General features: G+C 66.6%; 17 protein-coding genes. 6 read left to right on the top strand and 11 right to left on the bottom strand.

The genetic code is table 11. The features are described from left to right. Window positions 1-20: 20 nt before the first annotated feature. Genes VGK32_01505 through hemE form a run of 4 tightly spaced genes read right to left on the bottom strand, consistent with a single transcriptional unit; the run spans window position 21 to window position 4,159 of the window. Window positions 21-692, bottom strand: coding sequence for an O-methyltransferase (locus VGK32_01505; protein HEY3380410.1), 672 nt, complete (start codon window positions 690-692; stop codon window positions 21-23). 23 nt (window positions 693-715) lie between these two features. After that, entirely contained in the window at window positions 716-2,134 is a 1,419-nt protein-coding gene (gene hemG / locus VGK32_01500; GenBank protein HEY3380409.1) for a protoporphyrinogen oxidase, read from the bottom strand. Window positions 2,135-2,180: 46 nt separating this feature from the next. Continuing rightward, window positions 2,181-3,083 carry a ferrochelatase gene (gene hemH, locus VGK32_01495; GenBank protein HEY3380408.1) on the bottom strand — a complete coding sequence of 301 codons (903 nt, stop codon included), beginning with the start codon at window positions 3,081-3,083 and terminating at the stop codon, window positions 2,181-2,183. Between the two features lie 11 nt (window positions 3,084-3,094). After that, a complete protein-coding gene (gene hemE / locus VGK32_01490) occupies window positions 3,095-4,159 on the bottom strand; it encodes a uroporphyrinogen decarboxylase (GenBank protein HEY3380407.1) in 1,065 nt (354 codons plus the stop codon). A 187-nt stretch (window positions 4,160-4,346) separates the two neighbouring features. On the opposite strand from hemE, the gene VGK32_01485 reads away from it, so the two are divergent. Together VGK32_01485 and VGK32_01480 are read left to right on the top strand one after the other, a co-directional pair. Continuing rightward, the gene (locus VGK32_01485; protein HEY3380406.1) at window positions 4,347-4,955 is read left to right on the top strand and encodes a hypothetical protein; all 609 of its coding nucleotides are present in this window, start codon (window positions 4,347-4,349) and stop codon (window positions 4,953-4,955) included. Between the two features lie 172 nt (window positions 4,956-5,127). Continuing rightward, the gene (locus tag VGK32_01480; protein HEY3380405.1) at window positions 5,128-6,423 is read left to right on the top strand and encodes a VWA domain-containing protein; all 1,296 of its coding nucleotides are present in this window, start codon (window positions 5,128-5,130) and stop codon (window positions 6,421-6,423) included. A 150-nt stretch (window positions 6,424-6,573) separates the two neighbouring features. Here VGK32_01480 and VGK32_01475 read toward each other — a convergent pair whose 3' ends face one another. From VGK32_01475 to VGK32_01455, 5 genes are all read right to left on the bottom strand, one after another. After that, entirely contained in the window at window positions 6,574-9,555 is a 2,982-nt protein-coding gene (locus VGK32_01475; protein ID HEY3380404.1) for a TonB-dependent receptor, read from the bottom strand. A gap of 236 nt (window positions 9,556-9,791) precedes the next feature. Next, window positions 9,792-11,720 carry a sulfatase-like hydrolase/transferase gene (locus tag VGK32_01470; GenBank protein ID HEY3380403.1) on the bottom strand — a complete coding sequence of 643 codons (1,929 nt, stop codon included), beginning with the start codon at window positions 11,718-11,720 and terminating at the stop codon, window positions 9,792-9,794. Beyond that, complete coding sequence (locus VGK32_01465) at window positions 11,717-13,819, bottom strand: sulfatase-like hydrolase/transferase (protein HEY3380402.1); 2,103 nt, start codon at window positions 13,817-13,819, stop codon at window positions 11,717-11,719. Before VGK32_01465 ends, VGK32_01470 begins: the two co-directional genes overlap by 4 nt. A 152-nt stretch (window positions 13,820-13,971) precedes the next feature. Further along, on the bottom strand, window positions 13,972-17,070 hold the full coding sequence (locus VGK32_01460; GenBank protein ID HEY3380401.1) for a TonB-dependent receptor: 3,099 nt from the start codon (window positions 17,068-17,070) through the stop codon (window positions 13,972-13,974). A 326-nt stretch (window positions 17,071-17,396) separates the two neighbouring features. Next, window positions 17,397-17,612, bottom strand: coding sequence for a hypothetical protein (locus tag VGK32_01455; protein ID HEY3380400.1), 216 nt, complete (start codon window positions 17,610-17,612; stop codon window positions 17,397-17,399). A gap of 347 nt (window positions 17,613-17,959) precedes the next feature. On the opposite strand from VGK32_01455, the gene VGK32_01450 reads away from it, so the two are divergent. The 3 genes from VGK32_01450 to VGK32_01440 all read left to right on the top strand — a co-directional run bounded on the left by VGK32_01450 (window position 17,960) and on the right by VGK32_01440 (window position 21,104). Beyond that, window positions 17,960-19,213 carry a M20/M25/M40 family metallo-hydrolase gene (locus VGK32_01450; GenBank protein ID HEY3380399.1) on the top strand — a complete coding sequence of 418 codons (1,254 nt, stop codon included), beginning with the start codon at window positions 17,960-17,962 and terminating at the stop codon, window positions 19,211-19,213. A 62-nt stretch (window positions 19,214-19,275) separates the two neighbouring features. After that, on the top strand, window positions 19,276-19,674 hold the full coding sequence (locus tag VGK32_01445) for a glutaredoxin family protein (GenBank protein ID HEY3380398.1): 399 nt from the start codon (window positions 19,276-19,278) through the stop codon (window positions 19,672-19,674). 368 nt (window positions 19,675-20,042) lie between these two features. Then, entirely contained in the window at window positions 20,043-21,104 is a 1,062-nt protein-coding gene (locus VGK32_01440; protein ID HEY3380397.1) for a serine hydrolase, read from the top strand. Window positions 21,105-21,134: 30 nt separating this feature from the next. Here VGK32_01440 and VGK32_01435 read toward each other — a convergent pair whose 3' ends face one another. Both VGK32_01435 and VGK32_01430 read right to left on the bottom strand, forming a co-directional pair. Continuing rightward, entirely contained in the window at window positions 21,135-22,004 is an 870-nt protein-coding gene (locus tag VGK32_01435; protein HEY3380396.1) for a formate dehydrogenase accessory protein FdhE, read from the bottom strand. A gap of 47 nt (window positions 22,005-22,051) precedes the next feature. Further along, window positions 22,052-24,505 carry a sulfatase-like hydrolase/transferase gene (locus VGK32_01430; protein ID HEY3380395.1) on the bottom strand — a complete coding sequence of 818 codons (2,454 nt, stop codon included), beginning with the start codon at window positions 24,503-24,505 and terminating at the stop codon, window positions 22,052-22,054. A gap of 350 nt (window positions 24,506-24,855) precedes the next feature. Between VGK32_01430 and VGK32_01425 the strand changes: the two genes are divergently transcribed. Further along, window positions 24,856-25,188 carry a hypothetical protein gene (locus VGK32_01425; protein HEY3380394.1) on the top strand — a complete coding sequence of 111 codons (333 nt, stop codon included), beginning with the start codon at window positions 24,856-24,858 and terminating at the stop codon, window positions 25,186-25,188. The last annotated feature ends 13 nt before the right edge of the window (window positions 25,189-25,201 follow it).

Below are 25,201 nucleotides of genomic sequence, written 5' to 3'. Positions count from 1 at the left end.
GGCTGCCGGTCACGGCGCGACTATCTGCGCTTGTACGACATCGAGATGCCCTCGCCCGAGGGCGTGACGATGGCCGTGAGCAGTGCCGGGCTCTTCTCGATCGCTTCGAGGAAATCGGGCATCTCCTTCCCCTTGTTCACCACGTTGTGGGCGAGGAAGAGGCCGCCCGGATCGAGCCGCGGCACGACCAGATCGAGGAAGCGCCTGTAGTCCTTCTTCCAGGCATCGAGGAAGACGAAGTCGAACGTGCCCGGCAGCTTCGGGATCTCCTTGAACGCGTCGGCCTGCACCACTTGGACGATGTCGGCGAGGCCGGCGCGGCGGATGTTCTCCGCCGCCTCCTTGGCTCGCTGCGCGTCGTACTCGATCGTCACCATGCGGCCCCCGCTCTCCCGCAGGCCGAGGCCGATCCAGATGGCGCTGTAGCCGCTGGCCGACCCGATCTCGAGCGCCCGCCGCGAGCGGCTCGTAGCCGCCATCACCCTGAGGAATCGGCCGTCTTCTTCCGAGATGGCCAACTGCCCGGAGTCCACCTGCTTGATTTGGCTCAGCAGCTTCTGCAGCTCGGGCGTCAACTGTGCGGAAGACTGGGCTGACACAGAGCCGGCCGGCGTCGCGGGTGTCGACAGCGCCACCGCGCAGCCGAGAATGACGGCGAGGAGGAAGGAGGGACGGGAGATCGCACGAATCATAGGCACATTCTAGCAGGATGTGTTCAGGCTCGCCGGTTCTCGTCGGCCTGCTGAACAACCGACGGTTGCCGGCCCACAAACTGGCTGACCTGCTCACCGACGGCACGGGCATCGGCGACGCAGTCCGGTACGCCCACGCCACGGAACCCGGACCCGGTCACATAGAGCCCCGGCCAGTCGGCCAGCCGGCGCTCGATCGCGGCCACGACGTCGAGGTGGCCGACCTCGTGCTGTGCGTTCGCGTGGTCCCAGCGGTGGATGTCAGTGAACAGCGGCTGCGCGCGGATGCCCAGAAGCTGTCCCATCTCGGCGGCCGCCACTTCGACGAGGTCGGCGTTATCGCGGTCCATCGCCCGCGGGTCGCGTGCCCCGCCCACGAACGCGCGCAGCAGCACGTGTCCCTCCGGCGCGCGGTGCCGCCACTTCGACGAGACCCACGACCCGGCCATCATGACCGTCTCCTCCACTCGCGGAATCACGAAGCCCGAGCCAAGCAGCGGATGCCCGACATCGCCGCGCCGGTAGGCGAGCGTAATCGTCGCGCTCGACGCGTACGGGACGGCGTCGCAGAGCGACGCCAACTTCGCGTCGAGACGGCGGAGCAGTGCAGCGGCCACGAACGCGGGTGTGCAGACGACGACCGCGCGTGCAATCACTGCCTCGCCAGACGGCATCAGCAGCCGGAATCCATCGTCGCCCCGCTCGATCATCCGGACGGGAGCGCCAAGGGAGATCGAGTCTGGAGGCAGCACGCGCACGAGCGCATCCACGATCTCGGCGAGGCCACCGGGAAGCGACATGAAGGCGCCGTTCGACGCCTTCGGCTGGCGGATCTGCCGGAACGCGCGAAGGACGCTGCCATGCTTGCGCTCGGCGTCGAGGAAACGCGGGAAGAGGGCCCGCATCGACAGGCGGTTCACGTCGCCCGCATGGATGCCGGCGAGCAGCGGTTCGGCGAGGTAGGTGACGGCCTCCGAACCGAACCGGCGACCGATGAACGACGCGATCGATTCGTCGGTCGTTCCGTCGGCGCGCCTGGGGATGAACAGCTCGGCGCCCATCCTCGCCTTGCCGACGATCGAGAACAGCCGTGTGGCCGCCAGGGCGGTGACGTTGCGCGGGATTCCGAGGACGGAACTCTCCGGGAGCGGATGCAGGTGCCCTTGCCGCAGGATGAACGCCGCGCGCGGTTTGCTGGTGGGGAAGAGGCGGTCGCCGAGCCCGAGTTCACGACAGAGCGTGATCGCCGCGGGTTTCTGGATGAGCAGCGCGTCCGGGCCGGCGTCGTAGGTGAAGCCGTCGCGATGCTCGGTGAGGATGACCCCCCCCGGCCGCTCCGCCTGCTCCAGCAGTTGGAATGCGATACCGCGTCGATGCAGTTCGTACGCAGTCGCCAACCCGGCGATCCCTCCCCCGACGATCGCGACGTCCAGACGATTCACGCCCATTTCTCCCCGCCGTTCTTCGTGTCCCTGGTGTCCTTCGTGGTCAGGTCGCCGTTGGTGTGTCGTCGAATGCTGCGGTTCTCACGAGGTCCGCCAGTAGCCGGAGGAACGTGGCAGAGGTGTTTAGCGATTCGGTCCGCCGGAGTGCGATGCCGGACTCGGCGGCGGTAGCCTGGGCCTGCACGTCGATGTCGAACAGGATCTCGGTGTGATCGCAGACGAACCCGACGGGCACGACCAGCACCCGACGTACGCCGGTGGCGGCGCGTTCGCGCAGCAGGACCGACAGGTCGGGCCCGATCCACGGTTCGGGCGTCCGGCCTGCGCTCTGGAACGCGAGGTCGTAGCGCGCGATTCCCGCGGCCGACGCCACGGCGCAGGCGGTCGAGACCACCTGGTCGCGATACGGATCGCCGCCGCGGATGATCCGCTCGGGCAGGGCGTGGGCGGTGAAGACCACCAGTTCATCCGCCGCCGGCCCGCCCGCTTCGCGGATTCGCTCCGCGAACGCCTGGACGAGCAGCGGGTGATCATGGTACGAACGCACGCACTCGAGCGCGATGCCTGCTGGCAACGCCCCCTCGGCCGCCTCCACGTACTTCTGCACGCTCAGTGTGGAGAACTGCGGTGCCAGCGGAATGCCTATCAGGCGCGACACCGACGACCAGTTGAGGGCGCGCAGCACGTCGGCGATGAACGGGTGCCAGTTTCGCATCCCGACGAGCACCTTGTAGCGCGGCCCGAGCAGGTCCCGCAGTCCGTTCCGCTGGCGCAGCGTGATGTCGGTGAGCGGTGAGCGGCCCCCGATCGCACCGTAGTTGTGGCACATCTCCGCCAGCAGATCCTCGGAGGGCGGGCGCCCACCGCGGACCTTCGTCAAATACGGCTCCATCTCGCCGAGCGACGAAGGCGTGCCGTGGGCCATCAGCAGGACGCCTGTGGACATGGTCGTGCCCGTCATCGGTTCACGGCGACCCGGTCGGTGGTCGGCGGCAGGTACTGGTGGACGTACTCCGCGAGCGCGATGGCCTGATCGATCGGGGTGCCAGGGAGGATCCCGTGGCCCAGGTTGAAGATGTGACCGGGACGGCCAGCCGCCCGCCGCAGTACGTCTCCGGCGCCTGCCAGCATCCGGTCACGCGGCCCGAGCAGGAGGGCCGGGTCCAGGTTGCCCTGGATGCCGCGGTCGTGGCCGATGCGGTCCCATGCCTCGTCCAGCGGGATCCGCCAGTCGGCGCCGACGATATCGCTGCCGGCCTCCGCCATGAGGCCGAGCAGCGTGGCCGTCCCCGTCCCGAAGTAGATCGTGGGCACACCAGTCGCCCGCACGATGTCGAAGATCAGCCTGGCGTGCGGCAGGACGAACTCGCGGTAGTCCGCGGGGCTCAGCACACCCACCCAGGAGTCGAACACCTGAACGACGTCTGCCCCGGCTTCGACCTGGGCCACGAGGTATTCGCCGGACGTTCGGGCGAGCAGGTCACACAGCCGGTGCCACGCGGCGGGGTTGCCGTACATCAGCGCCTTGGTGTGCGCATAGTGGTTCGAGTGGCCGCCCTCAATGGCGTAGGACGCCAGCGTGAACGGGGCGCCCGCAAAGCCGATGAGCGGGATGTGCCCGCCGAGCTCGTGTTTGACGAGGCGGATCGCGTCGAGCACCGGCCGCAGGCCTTCGCGCGGCTCGAAGCCGGTCAGCCGGTCGACGTCCGATTCGCTGCGGATCGGGCGCTCGACCTGCGGGCCCTCACCCTTGACAAAATCGAACGGGAGGCCGAGCGGCTGCAGCGGAAGCAGCAGATCCGAGAAAATGATGGCCGCGTCGAGCGGCAGGCGCCGGATGGGCTGGAGCGTCACCTCGGCCGCGAGCTCGGGCGTCTGGCACATCTGCAGCATCGAGTACCGTGCACGCAGCTCGCGGTATTCCGGCATGTAGCGGCCAGCCTGCCGCATGAACCAGACGGGGGTGGCATCGACGGTCTGCCGTCTGCAGGCTCGGAGGAATCGGTCGGTCGGGACGGTCACAAATCCACCTTTTCAGGAGACTTTCGCCTCACCTTCGATTATCTGACGTGAAACCGATCAAGTATGGCATATCTGCACAGGGGGCGGTGTGGAGTGGCGGTTTCCGGCTGGATTCGCCACCACGGGGTGTTATAATCGCGCGCTTGGTCTTCTCTCCGCCCTCGGTGAAGGTCTTTGTGGAGGCCGTGTGACGCCCATCCTCGTCCGCCCGGTCCGCGAACAGCTCGAGCACGACCGGGTCATCCGCCTGCTCCAGACGCGCTGGCGGCGCAAGTACCTGGCGGCCATCAACGTTGGCGCCGAGCAAACGACGCCGATTCCGCAGGGTGACAACCTCCTGTACCCTGATGTCCTGCTGGCGTCACTGACCGGCAGCCACAAACCCGAGATCGTCATCGAAGTCGAAACGGCCGAGTCGGTCAACAATCTCGAGGCGCTTGCCCAGTGGGCACGGCTCGCCAGGCTGCGCGCGGCGTTCCATCTGTACATTCCGACCGGTTCGGTCGAGGCCGCCCGCCGGCTGTGCGACGTGCACAGCATTGCGGTGGCGGAGATCTGGACCTATCACCCGGTGGGCGATCAGATGCGGTTCAACCTGGCGTTCAAGGCGCCCGCCGCGCCGGCCAGGCGCCACGCACCTGAACCACGCCGGGCAGCCGCGCCGGCCAGACGTCCGGCGGAAGCGGCCAAGCGCTCCCCCGCGCCCGCCCGACAGGTGCCGAAGCCTGCCGCCGTGAAACGCGCGCATCCGAAGAAAGCTGCCGCCAAGCCTGTCTCCCGCAAGCCGAAACGGTAGGGGCGCCGCTCGAGCCGCCCCCAGCAGCCCGCCCAGTTTCCCGCACGGGTCGCCCGTCCGCGCGCGGCCCCCGCTCGTCTAAACATCAGAAGTCAGCGTGCCGGCCGCCGACCGCACCTCGCACCCGCTCGTGTCGGGGACAACACCTATGAGCCGCGGATATACTAAGGGCATGAAGATGAAGGGGAAGCGATTCGCCCTCGCAATGCTTGCCGCCGGGTTGTGCTCGATCGGTCTTGCAGCGCAGGCGTCGTCCGATGAGCAGCAGACCGCGCCCAACCGCACCGACATCGTTCCGCAGACGCCGACGTTTCGGGTGCGGATCGATCTGGTGACGACCGACGTCATCGCCCGCGACAACAAGGGCCAGTTCGTCTCGGACCTCAAGCCCGGCGACTTCGAGGTGTACGAGGACGGCGTGAAGCAGGACATCACGACGATGACCCTGTTCCATGGCGGGCGGCAGTTCAGCCCGCTGACCGCGCCTCCGCCGCCGCCCGAGGAAGGCATCATCCTTCCACCGCCGCGTCCGACAAACGACGCAGCGGGGCGGATCTTCATCTTCTTCGTGGACGACCTGCACCTCGACTTCAGGAACACCGGCCGCATCCGCGAACTCTTCACGAAGATTCGCAAGACGCTCGTCCACGACGGCGACATGTTCGGCATCGTCTCCACCGGGCCATCGTCGCTGGCGATCGACATGACGTACGACATCAAGCGGCTCGACGAGGCGATCAAGAAGATCGCCGGGAACGGACTGAAGCCGAACGACATCATCACGGGGGGCGAAACCTCGGAGGGACCGAACGAGGTGCGGTATCGCGCCCACGTGGCGTTTTCGACGGCCTACGACCTCATGAAGAACCTGGAAGGCGTCCACAACCGGCGCAAGGCGCTCATCTACGTCAGCAACGGCTACGACTTCAACCCGTTCTCCGATGCGCGCAAGAAGAACTACATGGATCAGCAGCCGACGCCGCAGGGGCAGGACGCGTCCGCACAGCAGCAGGCCGAGCAGGAAGTGGATTGGCAGCGGCAGGGACAGCAGTTCGCTGACGCCGACCTCGCGCGGGAACTCGCGGACCTGACACGCACGGCGAACCGCGCCAACGTGACGATGTACACCATCGACCCGCGGGGCCTGGTGGGCGGACCGGATATCGATGAGCAGGTGGATCCGACCGAGTGGCAGGATTACATTCGCAAGTCGCAGGACAGCCTGCGTGTCCTGGCCGACGAGACCGGCGGCATTGCCGTCGTCAACCAGAACGACTTCGACCGTGCGCTCAAGCGCATCGACGCTGAGACGAGCGACTACTACGTGCTGGGCTACTACTCCAGCAACCCCGATCCCACCAAGAAGCGACGGACGCTCGAGGTGAAGGTGCCGACGCGCAAGGACATCACCGTGTGGTCGCGCAAAGGGTACCAGCTCAAGCCGGTGCCGAAGCCCACGGTGAAGTAGAGAAGAGGGATTCGGCGACAGGGGTCAGGGATCGGGGTACGAACGAAGGGGCCGGGCGAGTGACTCGCCCGGCCCCGTTTGCGTTCAGCGTTCAGCGTTCAGCGTTCCGTCTTCATCCTTCATCCTTCATCCTTCATCCTTCATCCTTTTCTAGAAGGTGAACCGGAAGCCGATCTGGCCGACACGCTGCTCGGGCTGACCGTTGTCACCCGCATAGGCGGTCGGAACCATGAAGCTGGCGTTCGGCGCACCGGTGCCGGTGAACTGGCGGAACGACGACGACGCGCCGCTACCGAACGCCGGGTTGATGGCGTTGAACAAGTTGAAGATCTCGCCGATCACCTCGAAGTGCATGTTCGACGGGAGCCTGAACGCCTTGCTCACGCGCAGGTTCATCTGCGACAGCGGTGCGCCGCGCCCGCAGTTGATGTTCGTGCACGCGCCGACCTCCTTCCAGGTCGGCTGGTTGTTCGAGTTGAGGCCGGTGAACTCGTAGGCGGTCGGGCCGATGTCGTTCGTCACGCCGTCCTTGTTCAGGTCCCGACCGTCGAAGATGTGGGCGGGCAGCGCCGAGCGGTACCGGAAGATCGGCGAGATGTTGATCCCGTAGGGCGCCTCGATCACCGCGCTGATCGTGATCTTGTGGCGGGCGTCGGACCGGCCCGCCGGGCCCCACTGAACGTCGGCGAACGGCTGTGTGGCGTCCTGCACGAGGTTCGTGGTCAGTTCGTCAATCGCGAGGCCTCCGAGCCCCGTGGCTCTCGACAGCATGTACCACGCGTTGTACGACACGTGCTTGGACATCCGGCGCCGGATCCCGAAGGTCACGCCGTCGAACTTGCTCGCGCCGACGCTGAGGTCGAACGTCGGGTTCGCGGGGCTCAACGCCAGATCCGCGAAGCGGCGGGCACCGCCATTGATGCGGGTGTTCAATGCCCAGCGCACGCCGAGGTCGTGGCCGCGGGTGCCCACGTAGTCGATGTCGACCACCGTGGAGGCCGAGAGCTGGTGCGACCAGCCAGCCGACCACTGGTTGGTGTACGGCTGGAGGATGCGCGGCGAGGCGACGTGGCTGTTGAAGAACGGACCGTTCGGATTGGCGATCTCGTTGGGCGACGTGATCGCACCAATCGGGTCGCCGACCTTGAAGAAGGTGCCGTTGGCATTCTTGATGCCCGAGGAGATGCCGCTGACCTGGTACACCGAGCCCTGGCCGCCGACGGTGTTCAGCGCGGCGAACAGGATGTTGGCGTTCGTGTAGCCGAAGTCGTAGTAGATTCCCCAGCCGCCGCGGACGAGGTCCTTGCCGTTCCCGCGCACGTCCCATGCGATGCCGATGCGTGGCTGGATGTTGTTCTTGTCTTCCTGCGGGCTCTTGCCCCAATCCCCGAACGCCGGCACGCCGGCGAACCGGCCAGCCGCCGCCGCCGTCTGCATCTTCTGGAAGTTCGTTACCGTCGACTGGTCGATGGCGAACCCGGTGACGATGTCGTACCGGATCCCCGCGTTCACCGTCAGGCGGTCGTTGACGCGCCAGTCGTCCTGGAAATAGACCCCGTACTGGTTCATCGGCAGGTTCACGCCCGCCCCGGCCGACCCGAGGCTGATGGCGCTGATCGGCCCGGTCCGGGTGTTGTCGAGGTGCGTGTACGCGTAGGCGCCCGACCCGGCGTTGAAGGTGATGAACAGTCGCGGCTCATAGATGACGTTCACGCCCGTCTTGAAGTCGTGGCCGAGGCCGCCCTTGCCGGCCATGTGCCAGGAGAAGTCGTCGCGGAACTGGAACTTGTGCTGGATGGTGGTCTGCGGCGTGTTGCTGTTGTAGCCGATCGTCACGCCGTTCGGGAACGACTCCTGCGGCTGGTTCGACCGCGAGGTGATGTTGTTCTGGAAGTCGGCGTACTGGAAGATGAACTCGTTCAGCTTCGTCCCGCCGAGCACCCAGTTGTGGTTGGCGTTGATCGAGTTGAACGTGTTCGTGCTGTCGCCCCAGTTGTCGGGGACCGAGCGTTTGCTCGCGTTGTAGACCTGCGCGTTGGTGTTCCGGCCGTACCGAACCGAGAGGTACTGGTTCGGCGTGAGGTTCATCGTGGCCTTGCCGGTAAAGAGGTTCTCCGTCACCGGGATGTCGAATGCGCCGTCCTGCGACGGGAACATGCCGAACGTGTCGACGATCTGCTTGGTGGTCTGCGACGTCCGTTCGGCCGCGACGAAGAAGTGGGCCTTGTTGAGCGCGATCGGCCCGCCGAACGACCCGCCGAACTGGTAGCGGCGATAGGCGTTCTTGCCGGTGGCCGGTGTGCCCGCCGCGACGTTGGCGACGTCGGCCATCTTCTCGCTCTGCGTCTCGGCATTCAGCGACTTGTCGCGCAGCATCGTGAACCACGAGCCGCCGAACTTGTTGGTGCCGCCCTTGGTCACGATGTTCATGACGCCGCCGTTGCTGCGGCCGTACTCCGCCTTGTAGCGCGAGGTGATCATGTTGAATTCCTGGATCGCCTCGAGCGGGAAGAGCTGCAACAGGCCGCCGACCGTGTCGTCGTTGTTGTCGCCGCCGTCAATCTGGTAGTTCACGTTGCGGCCGTTGCCGCCCGCAATCTGCGGCGAATACTGGGTGCTCTTGGTCGGGTCGGAGTGGAACCCCATGCCGACGCCCGCGATCGTCATCGCCAGGTTGGCGAACTGCCGGCCGTTGAGCGGCATGGCCTCGATCTTGTTCACGTCAACGACGCCACCGACCGCCGATGAGGTCGTCTCGATGAGCGGGGTCTCGCCGGTCACAGTCACCGTCTCGGCCATCGACGCCACGCGGAGCTGCAACTCGATGTCGATCGACTGACCCAGGTTGACTACGACGCCCTTCCGCTCCGTCGGCTGGAACCCGGAGAGTTCGACCTTCACGTCGTAGGTGCCGACTGGCAGCGCGGCAATTCGGTACAGGCCGACCGCATCCGACACCACGGTCCGGTTGAAGCCGGTGGCGGCGTTGGTTGCCGTGATGCTCGCGCCAGGGATGATGGCTCCCTGCTGATCGACGATCTTCCCGGCGATTGTGCCTGTCGTCTGCTGTGCCATCGCGGGCAACGCCAGCAACAGGGCGAATACGACCGACAAGAGTACAACTCGTCTCATGCCTAACCCTCCTCGTTCCGGATACGCCGACGGTCGGTGGATACAACAATGGCTCGAGGGAAACCTGCACTTCGACAACGCAAGCCGCAGGCCATTGGCTCAGCTGTGGGGTACGGCGCTAAGTCGTTGACAGGACTGGATGATTCTACTGTGGAGTGCGCGAGTCCTGGTTTGAACTCCAAAATCTTGGCCGGATTCATCCAGACGGTTGGATCGGTGCCCCGACTTGTGGACCCTCAACGAAGCGCCGCCAGCAGTCGTTCCACTTCGGGACGCTGCGGGGCACCGAGCGGGAGGCGCCGAAGCAGTTCCTGGGCCTCGTGTGCGGCCCCGGCCCGCTGACCTGCCCGGGCGAGCGCCAAGGCGAGGTTGAAACGGGCCTCGTGGAGGTCGGGGTCGAGTTCGAGAGCCTGGCGCAAAGCTGCGGCGGCCGTTCGTTGCTGTCCACGTCGGGCTTCGAGAACGCCGATGTTCGCCAGCACGACCGGGTTCGCGGGATCGATCCTGTCGGCGGTGCGCAGCGTGCGGAGGGCGGCGTCGAGTGCTCCGTGCTTCGCCTGACAGAATGCCAGCCCGATGTACGGGTCGGCGCCCGGGACCTCCGCCGAGAGGGCGGCCGCGAACTGAGCCTCCGCTTCCGGGATCGAGCCACGTCCGATGAGCGCATCGCCAAGGCGCAGGTGCATCTGCCCGTTGCCCGGGTCTTCCCGCAGGATCGACCGCAGCGACACGACCAGGGCGTCGCCCGTGATTTCTCCCGACGTCACCTGCGCGATGCGCGCCGCGAGGCCACGCCGGTCCTTCGGATCCGGCCTGCCGCGCACGGTTGCTCGCCCTCCCTGCACGTAGCCAAGCGCGCTCAGTCGCGACCGGGCGTCGTCAGTAGATTGCCCGCTACCGCCGGCTGCCGGGCGGTCGGCCGCCGGCAAATCGGAGCCCGAATACCGGTCGGCACGTGACAACAGGCCAGCGAGCGCCGCCTTCGTCGCATCGGTGGATTGCACGGCCAGGTCGTCGCGCTCGTCCGGATCCCGCTCGACGTCGAACAGTTCCGGGCGCGGTGCTGCGATGGCCTTCCAGCGTCCTTGCCGGACGGTTCTGAGCGGGCTCCAGCCGAAGTCCACCAGCGGCGCGAACGATTCCGCGTAGAGTTCCCGGGCCGGGCCTGGGGCGCCGTCGATCACGGGCCGGAGATCGATTCCGTCGGCGTCCAGCCGGGAAAGGCCGAGCAGTCCCATCACGGTGGGCACGACATCGACGAGGCTGACGGGTGCGGCCGCGGTCCGGCCGGCCGGCACGCCGGGGCCGCGGAACAGCAGGGCCACTCGCAAGGTCGTGTCATAGACGAACAGGCTGTGGCCGATCTCGCCGTGCTCGCCGAACGCCTCGCCGTGATCGCTGGCCACGACGACGAGCGTGTCCCGGAGTCGGGAGCCAAGGGCATCGATCAGGCGGCCCGTCTCGCGGTCTGCGGTCGCGATCTCGTCGTCGTACCGCGCGACGGCTGGCCTGCCGGCATCGCGGACCGGATCGCCGTAGGGTGCGTGCGGCTCGAACAGGTGTACCCAGACGAAGAACCGGGCGTCACGACCGTTCATCCATGCGATGGCTTCGTCCACTACCTGTCGGCCCGGTCGCTCGTTCTGGAGACGGCCATCGGATGATCGCGGCATCCGATCGCTGTACACGTCGAAGCCTCGGGTGAGGCCGAAGCGACGATCGAGCGGGAACGCGGCGACGAACGCCGCCGTCGCAAAGCCGCGATCGTGCAGAACGGTGCCCAGCGTGGGCACGTTGCCGCGCATCGGTGTGCCGTTGTCCCGGGCACCATGTCCGGGAGGATAGCGGCCAGTCAGCAGGCTGGCGTGTGAGGTGAGGGTGATGGGTGCGGTTGCGAAGGCGCGATCGAAGCGCGTGCCCTCATTCGCGAGACGGTCGAGGCTCGGGGTGCGTGCCGCGGTGTAGCCGTACGCGCCGACATGATCCGCACGCATTGTGTCGATGGTGACGAGCACGAGGTTGCGCGCCGCCGCGGGCCGCGGGGCGGGAGAGTTCGCCGGCGGGGAGCAGGCGGCGAGAAAGGGAACGAGGAGCAGGAGAGCGAGCGGGCCCGAAGTCCTGTTCCCGCCGATGCTCGACCGCCTCGGCACGGGAGACGTGGTCATTTCACCATCTCCAGCAACCTGGCTGCCGCGTCCCGTTGCTGTCGGTACCTCGCCGGGGCAGCGAGCACGGCACGATACGCCCGCCGGGCTGGTTCGATCTGGCCGGCCTGCTGGCACGCGATCCCGAGGTTCAGGCGCGCCTCGTAGAAGTCGGGAGCCCGCGTCAACGCCTTCTCGAACCAGCCGACCGCCTCAACAGCGCGTCCGGCCTGGACGAGGGTCACGCCCATGCCGTTGGCGGCGTCGGGCCAGGCGGGATCGACCGCCAACGCACGTTGATAGGCGGCCGTTGCGCCCGTCTGATCGCGAAGTTCGCGGCGCGCGTTGCCGAGGTTCGTCCAAAACGACGGATTGCTCGGTTCGAGCGTGGCCGCCTTCTCGAATGCGGCCGCCGCATCTGCGGCGCGGCCTCCGTCCGCGAGCAGGAGGCCGACGCCGTTGTGTGCGGTGGGATAGTTCGGATCGACGACCAGCGCCGCCCGCTCCGCGCGGAGCGCCTCGGCAGGCTGGCGCGCGGCCTGCGCCGCAACCGCGAGATCGTGCAACAGGACCGCGTCCCCTGGCCAGCGGGCCACCGACGCGCGGTACGTGACCAACGCCTCCGACGGGCGGCCCGCCGCCATCTGCGCCTGGGCATACGTCGTCGAGAAGACCTGCGCGGCGGGATACCTCGTCGCCAGCATCTTCAGGCGGGGCAGAGCGAGAGCCGCGCGACCGGCAGTGATGTCCGACAGCGCGTCCTCGAACTCACCCCACGCTGCGACTTCGCGCGCGGGATTGGTCCCCGCCTGCTCCGTGACCGTTGGCGATGCGGCGACGTACCCGAGCGCGCGGAGGCGTTCGCGGACCTCGTTGGTCGGCACGGGTCTCGCGGCGCTTGCCGTCGTCGCCAGTTCCCTGACGCGCGCGTCCATCGCGGCCGCCAGCGCGGAGCGTTCGGTCGCCATGCTGCGCGTCTCGTTCGGATCCCGATCGAGATCGTACAGTTCCGGCGAGGTCGAGTGGATCAGCTTCCACTGACCCGCGACGAGCGACTGGAGGGGGCTCCAGCCGGCCGCTCGGGGGTAGTTGGTCTCGGCGTAGAGTTCCCGGTCCCCCGACACCGTACGGGCGAGATTCGAGCCGTCGGAGGTCGGCGCGGGCCCGCCGACAAGCGCCAGCACGGTCGGTGCGACATCGGCAAGGCTCGCCGGGTCTGGCCTCACGGCCGGCTTCAGCCGTCCGGGTGCGCGGATGATGAGCGGCACGCGAACGGCGGACTCGTAGAGCAGCATGCCGTGCGTCCGCTCGCCATGCTCGCCCAGGCTCTCGCCGTGGTCGCCGGCGACGACGATGACGAGCTGATCGAAGACGCGGCGCTGACCGAGCCCGTCGAAGAGGCGAGTGATCTCTGCGTCGACGTAGGCGATCTCGCCGTTGTAGGGGTTGCCCCGGGCCCGCGCCAGGTACTCGGGCGGCGGCTCGTACGGCGAGTGCGGGTCGTAGTAGTGCACCCAGAGAAAGAACGGCGACGCCGATGGTGAGAGGCCTGCCGCGGTCGGCGCGGCGATCAGATGCGTGTCGAGCACGGCCAGCGCGGCGTCGGTGACGACGCGAGCAGGTCGCTCGGCTTCGAGTCTCGATGTCGTCGCATTCGGATCGCGTGGAATGCGGTCGTCGTACACGTCGAATCCGGCGTCGAGACCGAACTGTCGATCGAGAACGAAGGCGCCAACCACGGCGCCCGTCCGGTACCCGCGCGCCTTCAAGACCGAGGCCATCGTCGGGCGGCTGCGGTCGAACCGGTAGAGGCCGTTCTCGCGCAGTCCGTGGTGCGGCGGGAGGAGACCGCTCAGGATCGTCGCGTGAGACGGCAGCGTGAGTGGCACCGCCGAGCGCGCCCGCGAGAAGACGACGCTCTCACGGGCGAGCGCGTCGAGCGTTGGTGTGAGGCCGACGCCGAGGCGGTCGGCGCGCAGCGTGTCGATGGTGATCAACAGCACGCTCGGCTGCGTGGCGGGCACGGGCGGCGTCGGGGCGCTCGACCGGCACGCCGTCGTCGCGAGCAGGAGCACGGCAAGGATGACCGAGACGAGTCGTGGCGTCCACGTCAGCACCACGACATCTTACTGCGATCTCCCGTGCCGACGGGCGGCGGCAGCAGGCGGGAAGACGGAGGGGCGTCGGCCGTACAAGGAACGAGGGTGGCGAGCCGCGCCCGCCACCCTCGAATGCCCTCGGAATCCCTGACTCCTGAATCCCGACTCCTGCCCTAGAACCGGAACCGCGCCCCGAACTGGGCCTGCCACCGCGACCGGAAGTCATCGGTGTACCACTGCGCCCACGATCCGCTCGTCGGGTTCAGGTAGCTGACGTTGTAGATCATCTTGCCCGTCGCGGCGTCGATGCCGCCGTAGCTGATGTCGGAATTCTGGTTGTTGCTGCGGTACTGGACCTTTCCCCAATCCTTGTTGAACATGTTGAGGAAGTTGATGACCGACAGGTCGAGCTCGACGCTCCGCTTGCCGAGCGGGACCTTTGCGGAGACCTTGAAGTCCACCTGGTTCGTCCACGGCTGGCGGCAGCCGTTACGCGGCATGATCGAGCCCGCGTAGGTGTTGACGCACGGGTCGGCGGCGAGGAACGACGCCAGTTGGTCGGCCGTGCCCTTGGTGACGACGACCTCGCTGACGTTGTTCGGGATGTACATCAGGTCGTTGGACGTGCGGCCGTCGCCGTTGACGTCGTAGTAGAAGATCATGGCGTACGGCCGGCCGGACTGCCCGTTGTAGAACATCGACAGCGTCGTCGGAACATGCGGAATCTTGAGCTGGTATGACAGGCTCAAGTTGATCCGGTGCCTGACGTCGAAGTTGGAGGTCCTGAGTGGCGGGTCGTTCGGGTTGCCGGCGACCAGGTTGTAGCCCCAGTTGGAGGCTGCCTGGCTCGACGTGCCGTCCATGATCGAATCTGCGCGGTTGTAGAGGTACGACGCCGACGCCATCCAGTTGTTCTTCCAGGGCTTGTCCACCTTGAACGCGAGGCTCCACGTGCTGCCCTGGTCCGAGTTGGTGAGGAAGATCGCGTCGCTCAGCGTCGAGATGTTGCGCTTCATCACCATGCGGCCGTCCGGCCGGGTCGTGCCGCTGTTCACGAAGTTCAGGTTCTGGTACTTGATGTCCTGCACGTTCCGCGAATAGATGAACTCGGCTGTGCCCACCAGGCCGCCGAAGCCCAGTTCGCGATCGTAGGCGATGTTGCCGCGGAACAGTCTCGGGTACTTGTAGTTCGGATCGACCATGTCGATCTCATTGGTCTGCGCGCCGCCGACGTTCTTCGGCTGGTTCAGCGCGTCCGCCACGAAGGCGATCTTGTTGCTGGTGCTGAAAGAGACGCGCGGACGGGTGACCTCGATGCCGGTGTTGCCGTACTGGTTCGACAGCCAGACGTACGGCGTGCGGCCGGAGAAGATGCCGATCCCGCCGCGTACCTGTTCGCGACGCGTCTGGCTGACCTGCCAGTTGAAGCCGACGCGGGGCGACCAGATCCGATCCACGGGCACGGTGTCGGTCCTGTATCCGAAGTACTGCTCGGAGGCCGGGTTGTTGGTCGGGTGGTCCGGGAACGACGGCGTGTCGAACCGGATGCCGTAGGACAGCGAGAAGTTGTTGCGGACGCGGAACTGGTCGCCGGCGTAGAACCCGAACTGGCGGATGCCGAAGCGCGCCGCGAACGCCGGGTCGAACGTGCCGTAGGACAGATCGAAGCTCTGGGCGAGCCCCGCCTCGAGGTTGTTCAGGCTGCTGAACTGGTAGTAGCCGTAGTTGTTCCCCAGATACAGGTTGCGGAACTTGTAGAACTCGTTGTGCGAGCCCACCGTGAAGGTGTGCTTGCCCTTCACGATCGTCACGTCGTCGGTCAGTTCCGTGATGTCCTGATCGAGCTGGTTGGCCGCCGAATACTGCTCGGTGCCGGCGGTCACGCTGCTGTTGTCCGACAGGGTGGCCTTCACCGTCGGGAACGGCTTGGGCGCGTTCGGATTGTCGCGGAAGTCGCGAACCCGCGTGTACGCCACGCGGAACTCGTTGAAGATCGTCCCGAAGTTGCTGTTCAACTGGCCGACGCTCGAGTTCGTCTTGCTGTTCATCCGGTAGAACGAATCCGGGAAGATGTAGGAACTGATGTTGGGCGACCCGATGTCGTTCAGCCCCTGGACGTAGTTGTTCCGGACCGTCAGTTGGTGCTTCGACGAGATGTTCATGTCGCCGCGGATGAACACCTTGTTGTTGTTCGTGGTGCGGGTGAACTCGTCCTTGTTGCCCGGGTTGTAGCCGTACTTGTTGGTGAGGATGCTCAGGAACCGGTCGACCTCGGCGGTGCGGCCGAAGTTCACGCCCGAGCCGGCAATCGACGCACCGGCCGGTGTGCTCTTGCGGCCGAGCTCGAAGTTCGCGAAGTAGAAGAGCTTGCTCTTCGCGATCGGGCCGCCGACGCTCGCGCCGAAGGTCTTGTTGCTGAACGTCCCGAACTTCCTGTCGTTCGGGCCGACTCCCACCAGGTTCTGGTTGCGGCCGAAGTAGTAGACGGTGCCCTTGATGTTGTTCGTGCCGCTCTTGGTGATCGCGTTCACGCTGCCACCGGAGAAGCCGCCCTGGCGCACGTCATACGCCGAAACGACCAACTGCAGTTCCTGGATGGCGTCGAGGCTGATCGGCTCGGTGCTGGTCGTTCCGCCCGGCGTGCCGCTGCTCGACAGACCGAAGACGTCGTTATTGACGGCGCCATCAATCTGGATGTTGTTGTAGCGGTCGTTGCGGCCTGCCACCGAGATCGACGACGCGTCGGTCCCCACGGGATTGATCACGAAGTGCGGGGAGGTGCGCGCATAGTCGTACATGCTGCGGTTCACCGTGGGCAGGTTCTGGATCGCTTCTGCCGAGACGTTCGCGGCCGTGCCGGCGCGCGCCGGGTCGATCACGAGCGCTTCGGCGACGACGTTGACCGTCTCCTGCACGGATTCGAGCCCGAGCGTGAAGTCAACCTTGCGCTCCTCGCCAAGGCCGACCATGATGGCCGTCTGTTCCTGCTTCCTGAATCCCGGCATGACGACCGACACGGTGTACGGTCCGCCGACCCTGATGTTGATGAACGAGAAGTGGCCGTCATTCGCGGTGACTGCTTCGTAGGTCGTGCCGGTCGGCGTGTGGATGGCGACCACGGTGGCGCCGGGCAGGACGCCTTTCTGCGCGTCCATGACGACGCCGGCCATCGTGCCGGTCGTGACGTTCTGGCCGTAGCCAGGCTGGGCGCCGGCGATGACCACCATGAAGGTGGCTGCCAGGCACAGCATCATTCTTGATACGTTATTCATGCTTCGCTCCGATTCTCCTCACTAGCTCCTGGGAATGAGCCCCTCTCGCACTGCCTGCCGCACACCGCGTCCATGCTCCAAAAAGCTTCGGAAATCGGTGAATGATCAAAAAAATCGCTCGCGGCCGCGGGCTGGACGACGGACCACGATAGACCGACACAGTCCTCAAGTCAACGGCGACCGACCTCCGGCGGGAATAGCCGGCCACGATGCCGAGATTGTGGGGGGGCGAGTTCGACGATCACCCGGAGAGAACCAGAGAGTGGCGCCACGCCGCCCAGTGCGGCCTATGGCTCAGGGATGAGGTTCGGTCACCGCGCGGAATGCTACGAGGCTTTGGCCACCGCGACAACGGCGGTCATCAGCGTGGCCGCCTCCCGGGCTCGCGCAATCACGTGATTGCGACGATGCCCGTGAGCGTCGCAGGCGTCGCCCTTCTCCTCGACGTAGACGACTTCGCGGTTGCCGGACAACTCGAGATACCGGCCGACGACGCAGCCGCACGACAGTGTGGAGAACCCGAGGAGCCGAACGAGGCTCATAACGTCACTCCCTTGGACGGACACCACGAAGTTTCGCAGAAGGAACTACGGGTGGTTAGCCCCTTCTGCGGGCTCGGCGCGCTTCGCGGCGCCCGTCAGGGCGACTCAAAGCAACCGGCATGCCGAAACCGCCGGCAGGAAGGGCGTGACCGGTCAAGCGATCCAGTCGCCCGGATAATCGGCACAAACCGCCGATGGGTGAGGATCACTCGTGCCGCGAGGATGCCCCTCCAACGGCGTTCGTTGGATCGCCGGGGACAAAAACTTGGATCTTCTCTTGACTTCTCCCGCCCTGCGGCTGAATAGTGCGCGTCCAGATGAAGCCCTCGGAGGGAGAGCCTGTGCTGATGATGCGTCGATGTGCGGGGATGGTGGTTTGGTGCGTGCTGGCGGCGGGCAGCGCGGGGGGGCAGGGGCCGACGACCCTGCCGGTCGAGAAGCTCCTCCAGGATCCAGCAATGAGCGTGGCGCGGACCTACGTGCGCGAGCACGAGGCGCGCGTGATCGAAGATCAAGTCGAGTTGACGGAGATTCCGGCGCCAGGTTTCAAGGAAGGGGAGCGGGCGGCAGCGGTCAAGCAGCGTTTCGAAGCACTCGGCCTGAAGAACGTGCGGTCCGACCGGGTCGGCAACGTGATCGGTGAGCGGCCCGGGCTCGGCGCGCACCCGAACGTGGTGTTGGCCGCGCACCTCGACACGGTGTTCCCGGAAGGCACCGACGTTCGTGTCAGGCGCGAAGGCGCGATCCTGCGGGCGCCCGGGATTGGCGATGATGGGCGCGGCCTTGGCGTGCTCCTGGGTGTCATCCGAGCACTCGACGCGGGCCACGTCCGGACGCCCGGTACGATTACCTTCGTCGCCAACGTGGGGGAGGAAGGCCTGAGCGATCTGCGGGGCGTGCGCGAGTTGTTCGGCAAGACCATGCGGGGGCAGGTTGACGCCTTCGTGTCGATCGACGGAACGGAGCACGGAATCACCAACGTCGGCGTGGGCAGCCATCGGTACCGCATCACGTTTCATGGTCCCGGCGGCCACAGTTTCGGTGCGTTCGGCCTCGTGAATCCAATCCACGCGCTCGGCCGGACGATCGCGAAAATCGCGGACATCCAGGTCCCGCGCGAGCCCAAGGTGACGTTCAACGTCGGGCGGATCGGCGGCGGGACGTCGGTCAATTCGATTGCCTCCGAGGCCTGGTTCGAGATGGACATGCGTTCGTCCGACGCCGCGGCGCTCGCCTCGGTGGACGCGAGCTTCCAGAAGGCGATCGACCAGGCGTGCCGCGAGGAAGAGGAGCGATGGAACAACGGGCGGCTCACGGTGGACCGCACGCTCGTCGGCGACAGGCCGGCCGGCAGTACGGCCGTCACCGCGCCGATTGCGCGGGCCGCCGCGGCCGTCAACACCGCGCTCGGCCTTCCGGTGGGGTTTGGGGAGGGCTCGACGGACGCGAACATTCCGATGAGCCTGGGCATTCCCGCGATCACGGTGGGTGGCGGCGGCCGCGGCGTTGGCGCGCACTCGCCGACCGAGGCATTTGATACGACGGATTCCTGGAAGGGCACAGAGCGGGTCTTGTTGCTCGTCGTCGCGCTGGCCCGGTGAAATCGGAAGGTCACGCGCCGGGCTGGTCCGGATTGCCGACGGCCGCGCCCGTGGCGAACGGCATGCTCGATTCTCGGCTCTCGGTTCTCGATACTCAATTCTGGCTCCTGGCTCCTGGCTCCTGGCACCGTATGGCCTCCCACCGCATCGTCCTGTTCTCGGCGAGTGAGTGCCGGTTCTGTGGTCTCGCCCGTGCCATGCTCGAGGCGTGGGGCGAGCCGTTCACCGAGCGCACGGTGGACGAGGATCCGAACGCGATGCGCGAGTTGCTGTTCCACGCACTCGAAGCTCGTGTGCCGGCCATTCTCGTGGACGATCAGATGCTGGTGGGCTTCGATGCCGAGCGACTGGAGGAGATGCTCCGTGAACCGGTCGTCGATCCGGAGATAGAGGACGACTCCTGGGTGGATCAGCTCCTTCGCGACTCCGAGCGCCTCCCGGAAGATTGGCCGGACGAGTAGTGCGGTTGGTCCCGCACGCCGATAACCCGGTAAGGGGGCGCCGGGTTGCTGGCGCCCATCGTGTGCCGCGGGGCAGACGATGGGCTTCGCCCGAAACCTGCGCGCGCCGCGATGAGGCGCCCAAAGTGGCGGGATTCCGTGCCTGTGGCGTCTGGCTCGTCTCCGAGGCCGGTCGTGGGGGCGTCCGCGGGCCGTCGTCCGTCGTTGGCACGGGCGTTGAGTACGATAACGGCCATGAGAGCGCGTCCGAGGGTTCGGGCGCGACAAGTCCCGGTCCATGACTGGGATAGGGTAAAATGGGCTTGCGGTCTGCGGTCTCTCTGCTAGAATGCCGCTGGCTGGTCCTGCCCCTGCGGTTGAAGCCTTTCATGACATTGAGTTACGGACGCACCGGCGGCGCGACACTCGCAGGAGTCGTGTGCCTGTCGGTCGCGCTGTTGGCCAGTTCCGTCGTTCCCGCGTCGCCAGCGCCGCATCGCTCGCGGCACTCCGTATCCAAGGCCGTTTCGACGAAGCACCCGGCGGCGTACTCCCCGCAGGCGTCGAAGGCCCGGAACGCCAAGCTGTCCCGCGCACGGGTCGCGGCGCGGGTCCGGATGGTCCGCGACACGCCCATCCCTCGCTACAAGACCGACGCCTCGGGCGCGCTCGTGCCGGACGTCCACGCCGCGGCGGCGATCATCTACAACCCCGAGACTCACCAGGTCCTCTGGGAAGAGAACTCGCAGGACAAGCGGTCGATCGCCAGCATCACCAAGGTCATGACGGCGGTGGTCTTCGTCGAGAGCGATCCCGACATGTCGCAGGTCGTGACGGTGGAGCGCAGCGATGCCTTCGCGGCGTCGACGACGCACCTGCGCGCGGGGTATCAGATATCGGTGCACGACCTGCTGCACCTGCTGCTCATTTCCTCCGACAACGCGGCAGCGCGCGCGCTCGCCCGGATCTCGCCGTGGGGACCGGCCGGCTTCGTGGCGCGCATGAACGAGAAGGCCGGGGAACTCGGCCTGCAGAGCACGACCTACGCGGATCCGTCCGGCCTCGACTCGTCGAACATGTCGTCGGCCTACGACATGGCGCGGCTGATCGCGTATGCGGCCAGCGACGAGCGCATCTCGGAGATCATGCGGAAGCCGGAGTACACGCTGACGCTCGGCCGGCGGCCCATCACCGTCCACAGCACGAATCAGCTGCTGACGCGGAGCGAGATGGAAGGCTCGGTCGTCGGCGGCAAGACCGGCTTCATCGCGCGGTCCGGCTACTGCCTCGCGACGCTGCTCAGGGTGCCGCAGCTGAACCAGCAGGTCGCGGTCGTCGTGCTTGGCGCCAGGTCGAATGCGGGCCGATTCAACGAGACCAGGAACCTGTGGGGCTGGCTCTCATCGAAGACCCATGACATGTTCGGGAAGAAGGAAACGCCGCAGGAATAGGACGACGTCTGTCCGGGTCCCCGTCTTCACCTACCCGAGATACCCCTTCTGGATGGCGGCCGCGTCGAGCGGCAGCGTCGCAATCGAATCCACCGCCACCATGACCGGGCGCCCACCCTGCCGGGCGTCATACGCCTTGACATACCGCTTGCAGACATCGCACGCATACAGGCGGTAGAGGCCGTCACGGCTGCTGAACGACGGCAGGAGGCCGCGGTCGTCGTTCCGGCAGAACGGGCACACGCCCGCGTCGAAGCACCAGCGTCCCGCGCACCGCCCGCAGATGAGGAGGCGATCGCCGCCCGTCACGATCACGGCGAACTCCGGTTCGCCGCCACAGAGCGGGCAGTTCGCGTGCGTCCAGGTGCTGAAGTCAGCGCGCTGCTGGATGATGTCCGCACAGCGTTCGAGGAACGGCCGCATCGCCAGCGCGAGCACCTGGTCGAGTGCCTCCTGCGACGCCGGCGCTCGTGGCGTCGGATCCTCGGCAACGAGGTCCGGGGCGGCGGCCCGGTTGAACCACCGAACGACGAGCGGTTCGAGGGCGTGGCCGTCGCGTGACATCGACTGGATGGCGTGGTAGTCGGCCGTCTCGATCGCGTCGAAGCGCCGCAGGACGTCGGCGGTCTGCCGGAAGACGAGCCTGAAGTCGGTCCAGTCGAGGGGGATGTCCTCGAAGCGGAGCAGGGGACGGCCCGCCTCGTGCTGCTGCTTGAGCCAGTCTGGCGCCGCCTCCACCCAGGACATCGGCACCCTGCCCTGGACGCGGCGTTGCAGGTCGAGGAGCGCGAGCTGCAGGTCCACGGCATCGGCGAGTTCCGGCTGCCGCGCCTTCAGTTGCTTCAGTTCGAGGACTTCGCGAGGTTCTGCACGGAGAGTGCGAGGACGAATGTCGGGCACGCGAAGATTCTACGTCAGGATCCAGTCGCGCCCCCGCACCTTCCGCGTCAGCGTGCCGGCGACGAACGGCCACGACCGTCGATGGCGCGGCCAAGGCCCACCTCGCGGGCGGCGTCCTGCGGGCGGCTGACCCGGTTGTAGAGATCGGCCAGCACGTAGTGTCCGAGCGCGGCGATGTCGGCGCGCGGCTGGAGGTCGATCCCCCGCTTTGCGAGGTCGATCGCCTCCTTGAAGTTCGTCCCGGTGTCGAGATACGCCTTGGCCAGGAAGACCCAGCCCTCGCCGAACCGGGGGTTCTGATCCACGGCCTGCTTGAGCGACGCGATCTGCTCGACGGGTTTGCCGACGCGCTCGTACAGGCGGCCGAGGTTGAACGCGGCTTTGTACGCGTTCGGATGCAGCTCGAGCTCCTTGCGGTACTCGGTTTCAGCGGCCGCCAGGTCGTGGCGCTCCTCCGCGATGAGCGCCAGGTTGTAGTGCGCGAGCCGCACGTCCTTCTTGATGTCGAGCGCGGCGCGCGCTTCACGTTCCGCGGTGGCCAGGTCGCCATGCGTGAACGCGATGACGCCAAGCGCGTTCAGGGCCGAGGCTTCTTTGGGATCAATCTCGAGCGCCTGCTTGAAGTTCTGTTCGGCGCGCGTTTCATCGCCCTTGTCGAGGTAGATCTCGCCCACCTGGTAGCGCACGTGCGCGTTCTTCGGATCGATCGTCAGATAGTGCTCGTAGCCCGCGAGCGCCGCATCATCCTTGCCCATGCGCCGGTAGGCGTTGGCCATGTTGATGACGGGCAGGTCGTAGTCGGGCTTCAGTTCGAGCGCCCGCTTGAAGTACGAGATCGCCTCCTCGTGCTTCCCATTGCGGTAGTAGACGTTCCCCAGGTTGAACCACGCGTCGATCACGTTCGGGTCGTCGGCGACGACCTTGCGGTACATCGCGACGACTCGCTCGAAGGACTTCTCGTCCTTGGCGACCTCGCGCGCGTCGGTCATCAGGTTGAACAGCTCGATCTTGTCCTTCGGATCGGCGCGATCGCTCTTCGGTCCGGTGACCGTGGCCACGAACGACCCGACGTAGCCAAGGGCCGCCAGCCGGGCGCGGGCCTCCGGATCGACTTCCGGCGTTGGCTTCGATGCGGACTCGGCGCTCGGCGTGTCTTTCTCCTTCTCGCGCAGCCGCGCAATCATGCCGTCCGCCATCGTACGCCGCTCGGCGTACAGGTTGGTCGTTTCGTGCGGATCGCGCTCGAGGTCGTAGAGTTCGGGACGCGGAGCGTCGATCGCCTTGTACCGTCCAGCCCGCCACGCCCTGAGTTCGCTCCACCCGAAGTGATGGAGGGGGTAGAGCGCCTCAGCGTAGCCCTCGAGGTCGAGCGTCGTCCGGCTTCCGTTCATGAGCGGGGTGAGGCTGACGCCGGCGATCCCTTTGGGCGAGGGCAGACCCATCAGGTCGAGGACGGTGGGGAAGAGGTCCACCGACCGCACCGGATCTGCCACCCGACGTCCGCGGAGCCGATCGAACGGCGCGCGGATGATGAACGGCACGCGCATCGTGCTCTCGTAGATGAAGAATCCGTGCGTGCCCTCCTTGTGTTGATTGATGCCCTCGCCGTGGTCGCCCATGACGGCGATGATGGTGCGATCCAGCAGCCCGCGCGTCTCCAGGAATTCGACGACGCGCCCGATCTGCGAATCCATGTAGGCGATCTCGCCGGAGTACGGATGGTCGGCGTAGCGTGATCTGAAGGGCTCGGGCGCTTCGTACGGGGTGTGCGGGTCGTAGAAGTGCAGCCACGCGAAGAACCGCTGCCCCTTCACCTTCTCCAGCCAGGGCAGCGCGCGGTCCACGACCTCGCTCCCCACTCGCTGCACGTCGCCGAGCGCGAAGCCCGACAGCTTCGAGAGGTCGAAGTCGTCCACGTAGGCGTCGAAGCCCTGGTTCAGCCCCCACTTGCCGTCGAGCACGTACGCGCCGACGACTGCTCCGGTCGTGAGGCCTTTCCGCTTCAGGAAGGTGGCGAGCGTGAGTTGGTTGGGCGAGAGGAAGAAGCCGCCGTTGTCACGTACTCCGTGCTCGGGCGGAAACTTCGACGTGAAGATGCTGCAGTGGGCCGGCAACGTCAGGGGTGCCGTCGCCATCGTCTGTTCGAACAGCACGCCCTCTCGCGCCAGGCGATCGAGGGTTGGCGTCTCGATGTTCTTGAAGCCATAGGCGCCGAGGCGGTCGGCCCTGGTCGTGTCGAGCGTGATGACGAGGAGATTGAGGTCGCTGACCCTCGCGCCGGAAGTCACGCGTCCCAGGTCGAGTCCGCTGGTACTGCGCGCCGGGCGTGAGGTCGTCCACCACCAGCCGCCACCAACGACGGCGAGGGCCACGACGATTGCGGCGAGGACGATCCACGGCGGCCGACGAGCGGGCGGCTGACTGGCCGCAGATCGCTGGCTGGCGACGCCCGAGCCCGCTGTCTCCGATACGCTGTGCGACTTGCCTCGACGCCTGACCATCCCGTCATGCTCGCCCATCGACGCGCGGTCGTCAACCTGGCGCCGGTCTCGAGGCGCACGGTGTCCCGTTGCTCGGGCGATTGCGGCGCCTGTCCGCCTTCTTCCCGTGCCCCGATCGGGCGGCATCGTCCAGATAGTTGCACGAACCAGTCCAGCGGATTGGATCGCATACGAAGCCGTGCATCCGTATGCGCGAGGTCGCCCTATTGGAATCAACGACTTGCGGGAGTGGGGGGTGGCGAAGGTGATCTAGTGTGAGTGGCAGAGCGTTTGGAGTATACTCGCGGGCGCTGTCGAGACCGGGCAGTTCTCGTGCAGTGCGGCATCTCGATTCCAAGGAGGAGAACAAGGTGAAACTTCAAGTCCGCAGATGGCGGCTGGCTACGCGGGCCGTGGCGCTCGCCGTGGCCCTCGTTGCCGTTCCCCTGCCGTCCCTGGCAGACGAAGGCAAGGCGGCTCCGACGCCCCTGAAGGCCTCGATTGCCAAGGCCGCGGCCACTGCACGCCTCGAGCAGGCGCGTCCGGCGGGTAGCTCCGAGGGTACGGCACAACTCGGCTCGAAGTCGTTCTTCAAGACTCCGGCCGGGCTAATCGTGCTGGCCGTTGTGGGCGCCGGGACTGGCTTCGCGGTCTACTCGGCCAGTCATGACCGCATCCACTCCGTCATTCGCGCCAATCAGTAGGCAAGGAGGCATA

It is taken from the genome of Vicinamibacterales bacterium, assembly GCA_036504215.1.
Classification (GTDB): domain Bacteria; phylum Acidobacteriota; class Vicinamibacteria; order Vicinamibacterales; family Fen-181; genus FEN-299.
Note: the sequence above shows the minus strand (reverse complement) of the source record. Positions and strands in the feature narration are given on the sequence as shown.

What these genes read in the sequence shown, in the direction of transcription:
- VGK32_01505 (HEY3380410.1), bottom strand. Translation starts at nt 692, where the DNA reads ATGATTCGTGCGATCTCCCGTCCCTCCTTCCTCCTCGCCGTCATTCTC.
- hemH (HEY3380408.1), bottom strand. Translation starts at nt 3,083, where the DNA reads ATGTCCACAGGCGTCCTGCTGATGGCCCACGGCACGCCTTCGTCGCTC.
- VGK32_01480 (HEY3380405.1), top strand. Translation starts at nt 5,128, where the DNA reads ATGAAGATGAAGGGGAAGCGATTCGCCCTCGCAATGCTTGCCGCCGGG.
- VGK32_01475 (HEY3380404.1), bottom strand. Translation starts at nt 9,555, where the DNA reads ATGAGACGAGTTGTACTCTTGTCGGTCGTATTCGCCCTGTTGCTGGCG.
- VGK32_01470 (HEY3380403.1), bottom strand. Translation starts at nt 11,720, where the DNA reads ATGACCACGTCTCCCGTGCCGAGGCGGTCGAGCATCGGCGGGAACAGG.
- VGK32_01460 (HEY3380401.1), bottom strand. Translation starts at nt 17,070, where the DNA reads ATGAATAACGTATCAAGAATGATGCTGTGCCTGGCAGCCACCTTCATG.
- VGK32_01455 (HEY3380400.1), bottom strand. Translation starts at nt 17,612, where the DNA reads ATGAGCCTCGTTCGGCTCCTCGGGTTCTCCACACTGTCGTGCGGCTGC.
- VGK32_01450 (HEY3380399.1), top strand. Translation starts at nt 17,960, where the DNA reads ATGATGCGTCGATGTGCGGGGATGGTGGTTTGGTGCGTGCTGGCGGCG.
- VGK32_01445 (HEY3380398.1), top strand. Translation starts at nt 19,276, where the DNA reads ATGCTCGATTCTCGGCTCTCGGTTCTCGATACTCAATTCTGGCTCCTG.
- VGK32_01440 (HEY3380397.1), top strand. Translation starts at nt 20,043, where the DNA reads ATGACATTGAGTTACGGACGCACCGGCGGCGCGACACTCGCAGGAGTC.
- VGK32_01430 (HEY3380395.1), bottom strand. Translation starts at nt 24,505, where the DNA reads ATGGTCAGGCGTCGAGGCAAGTCGCACAGCGTATCGGAGACAGCGGGC.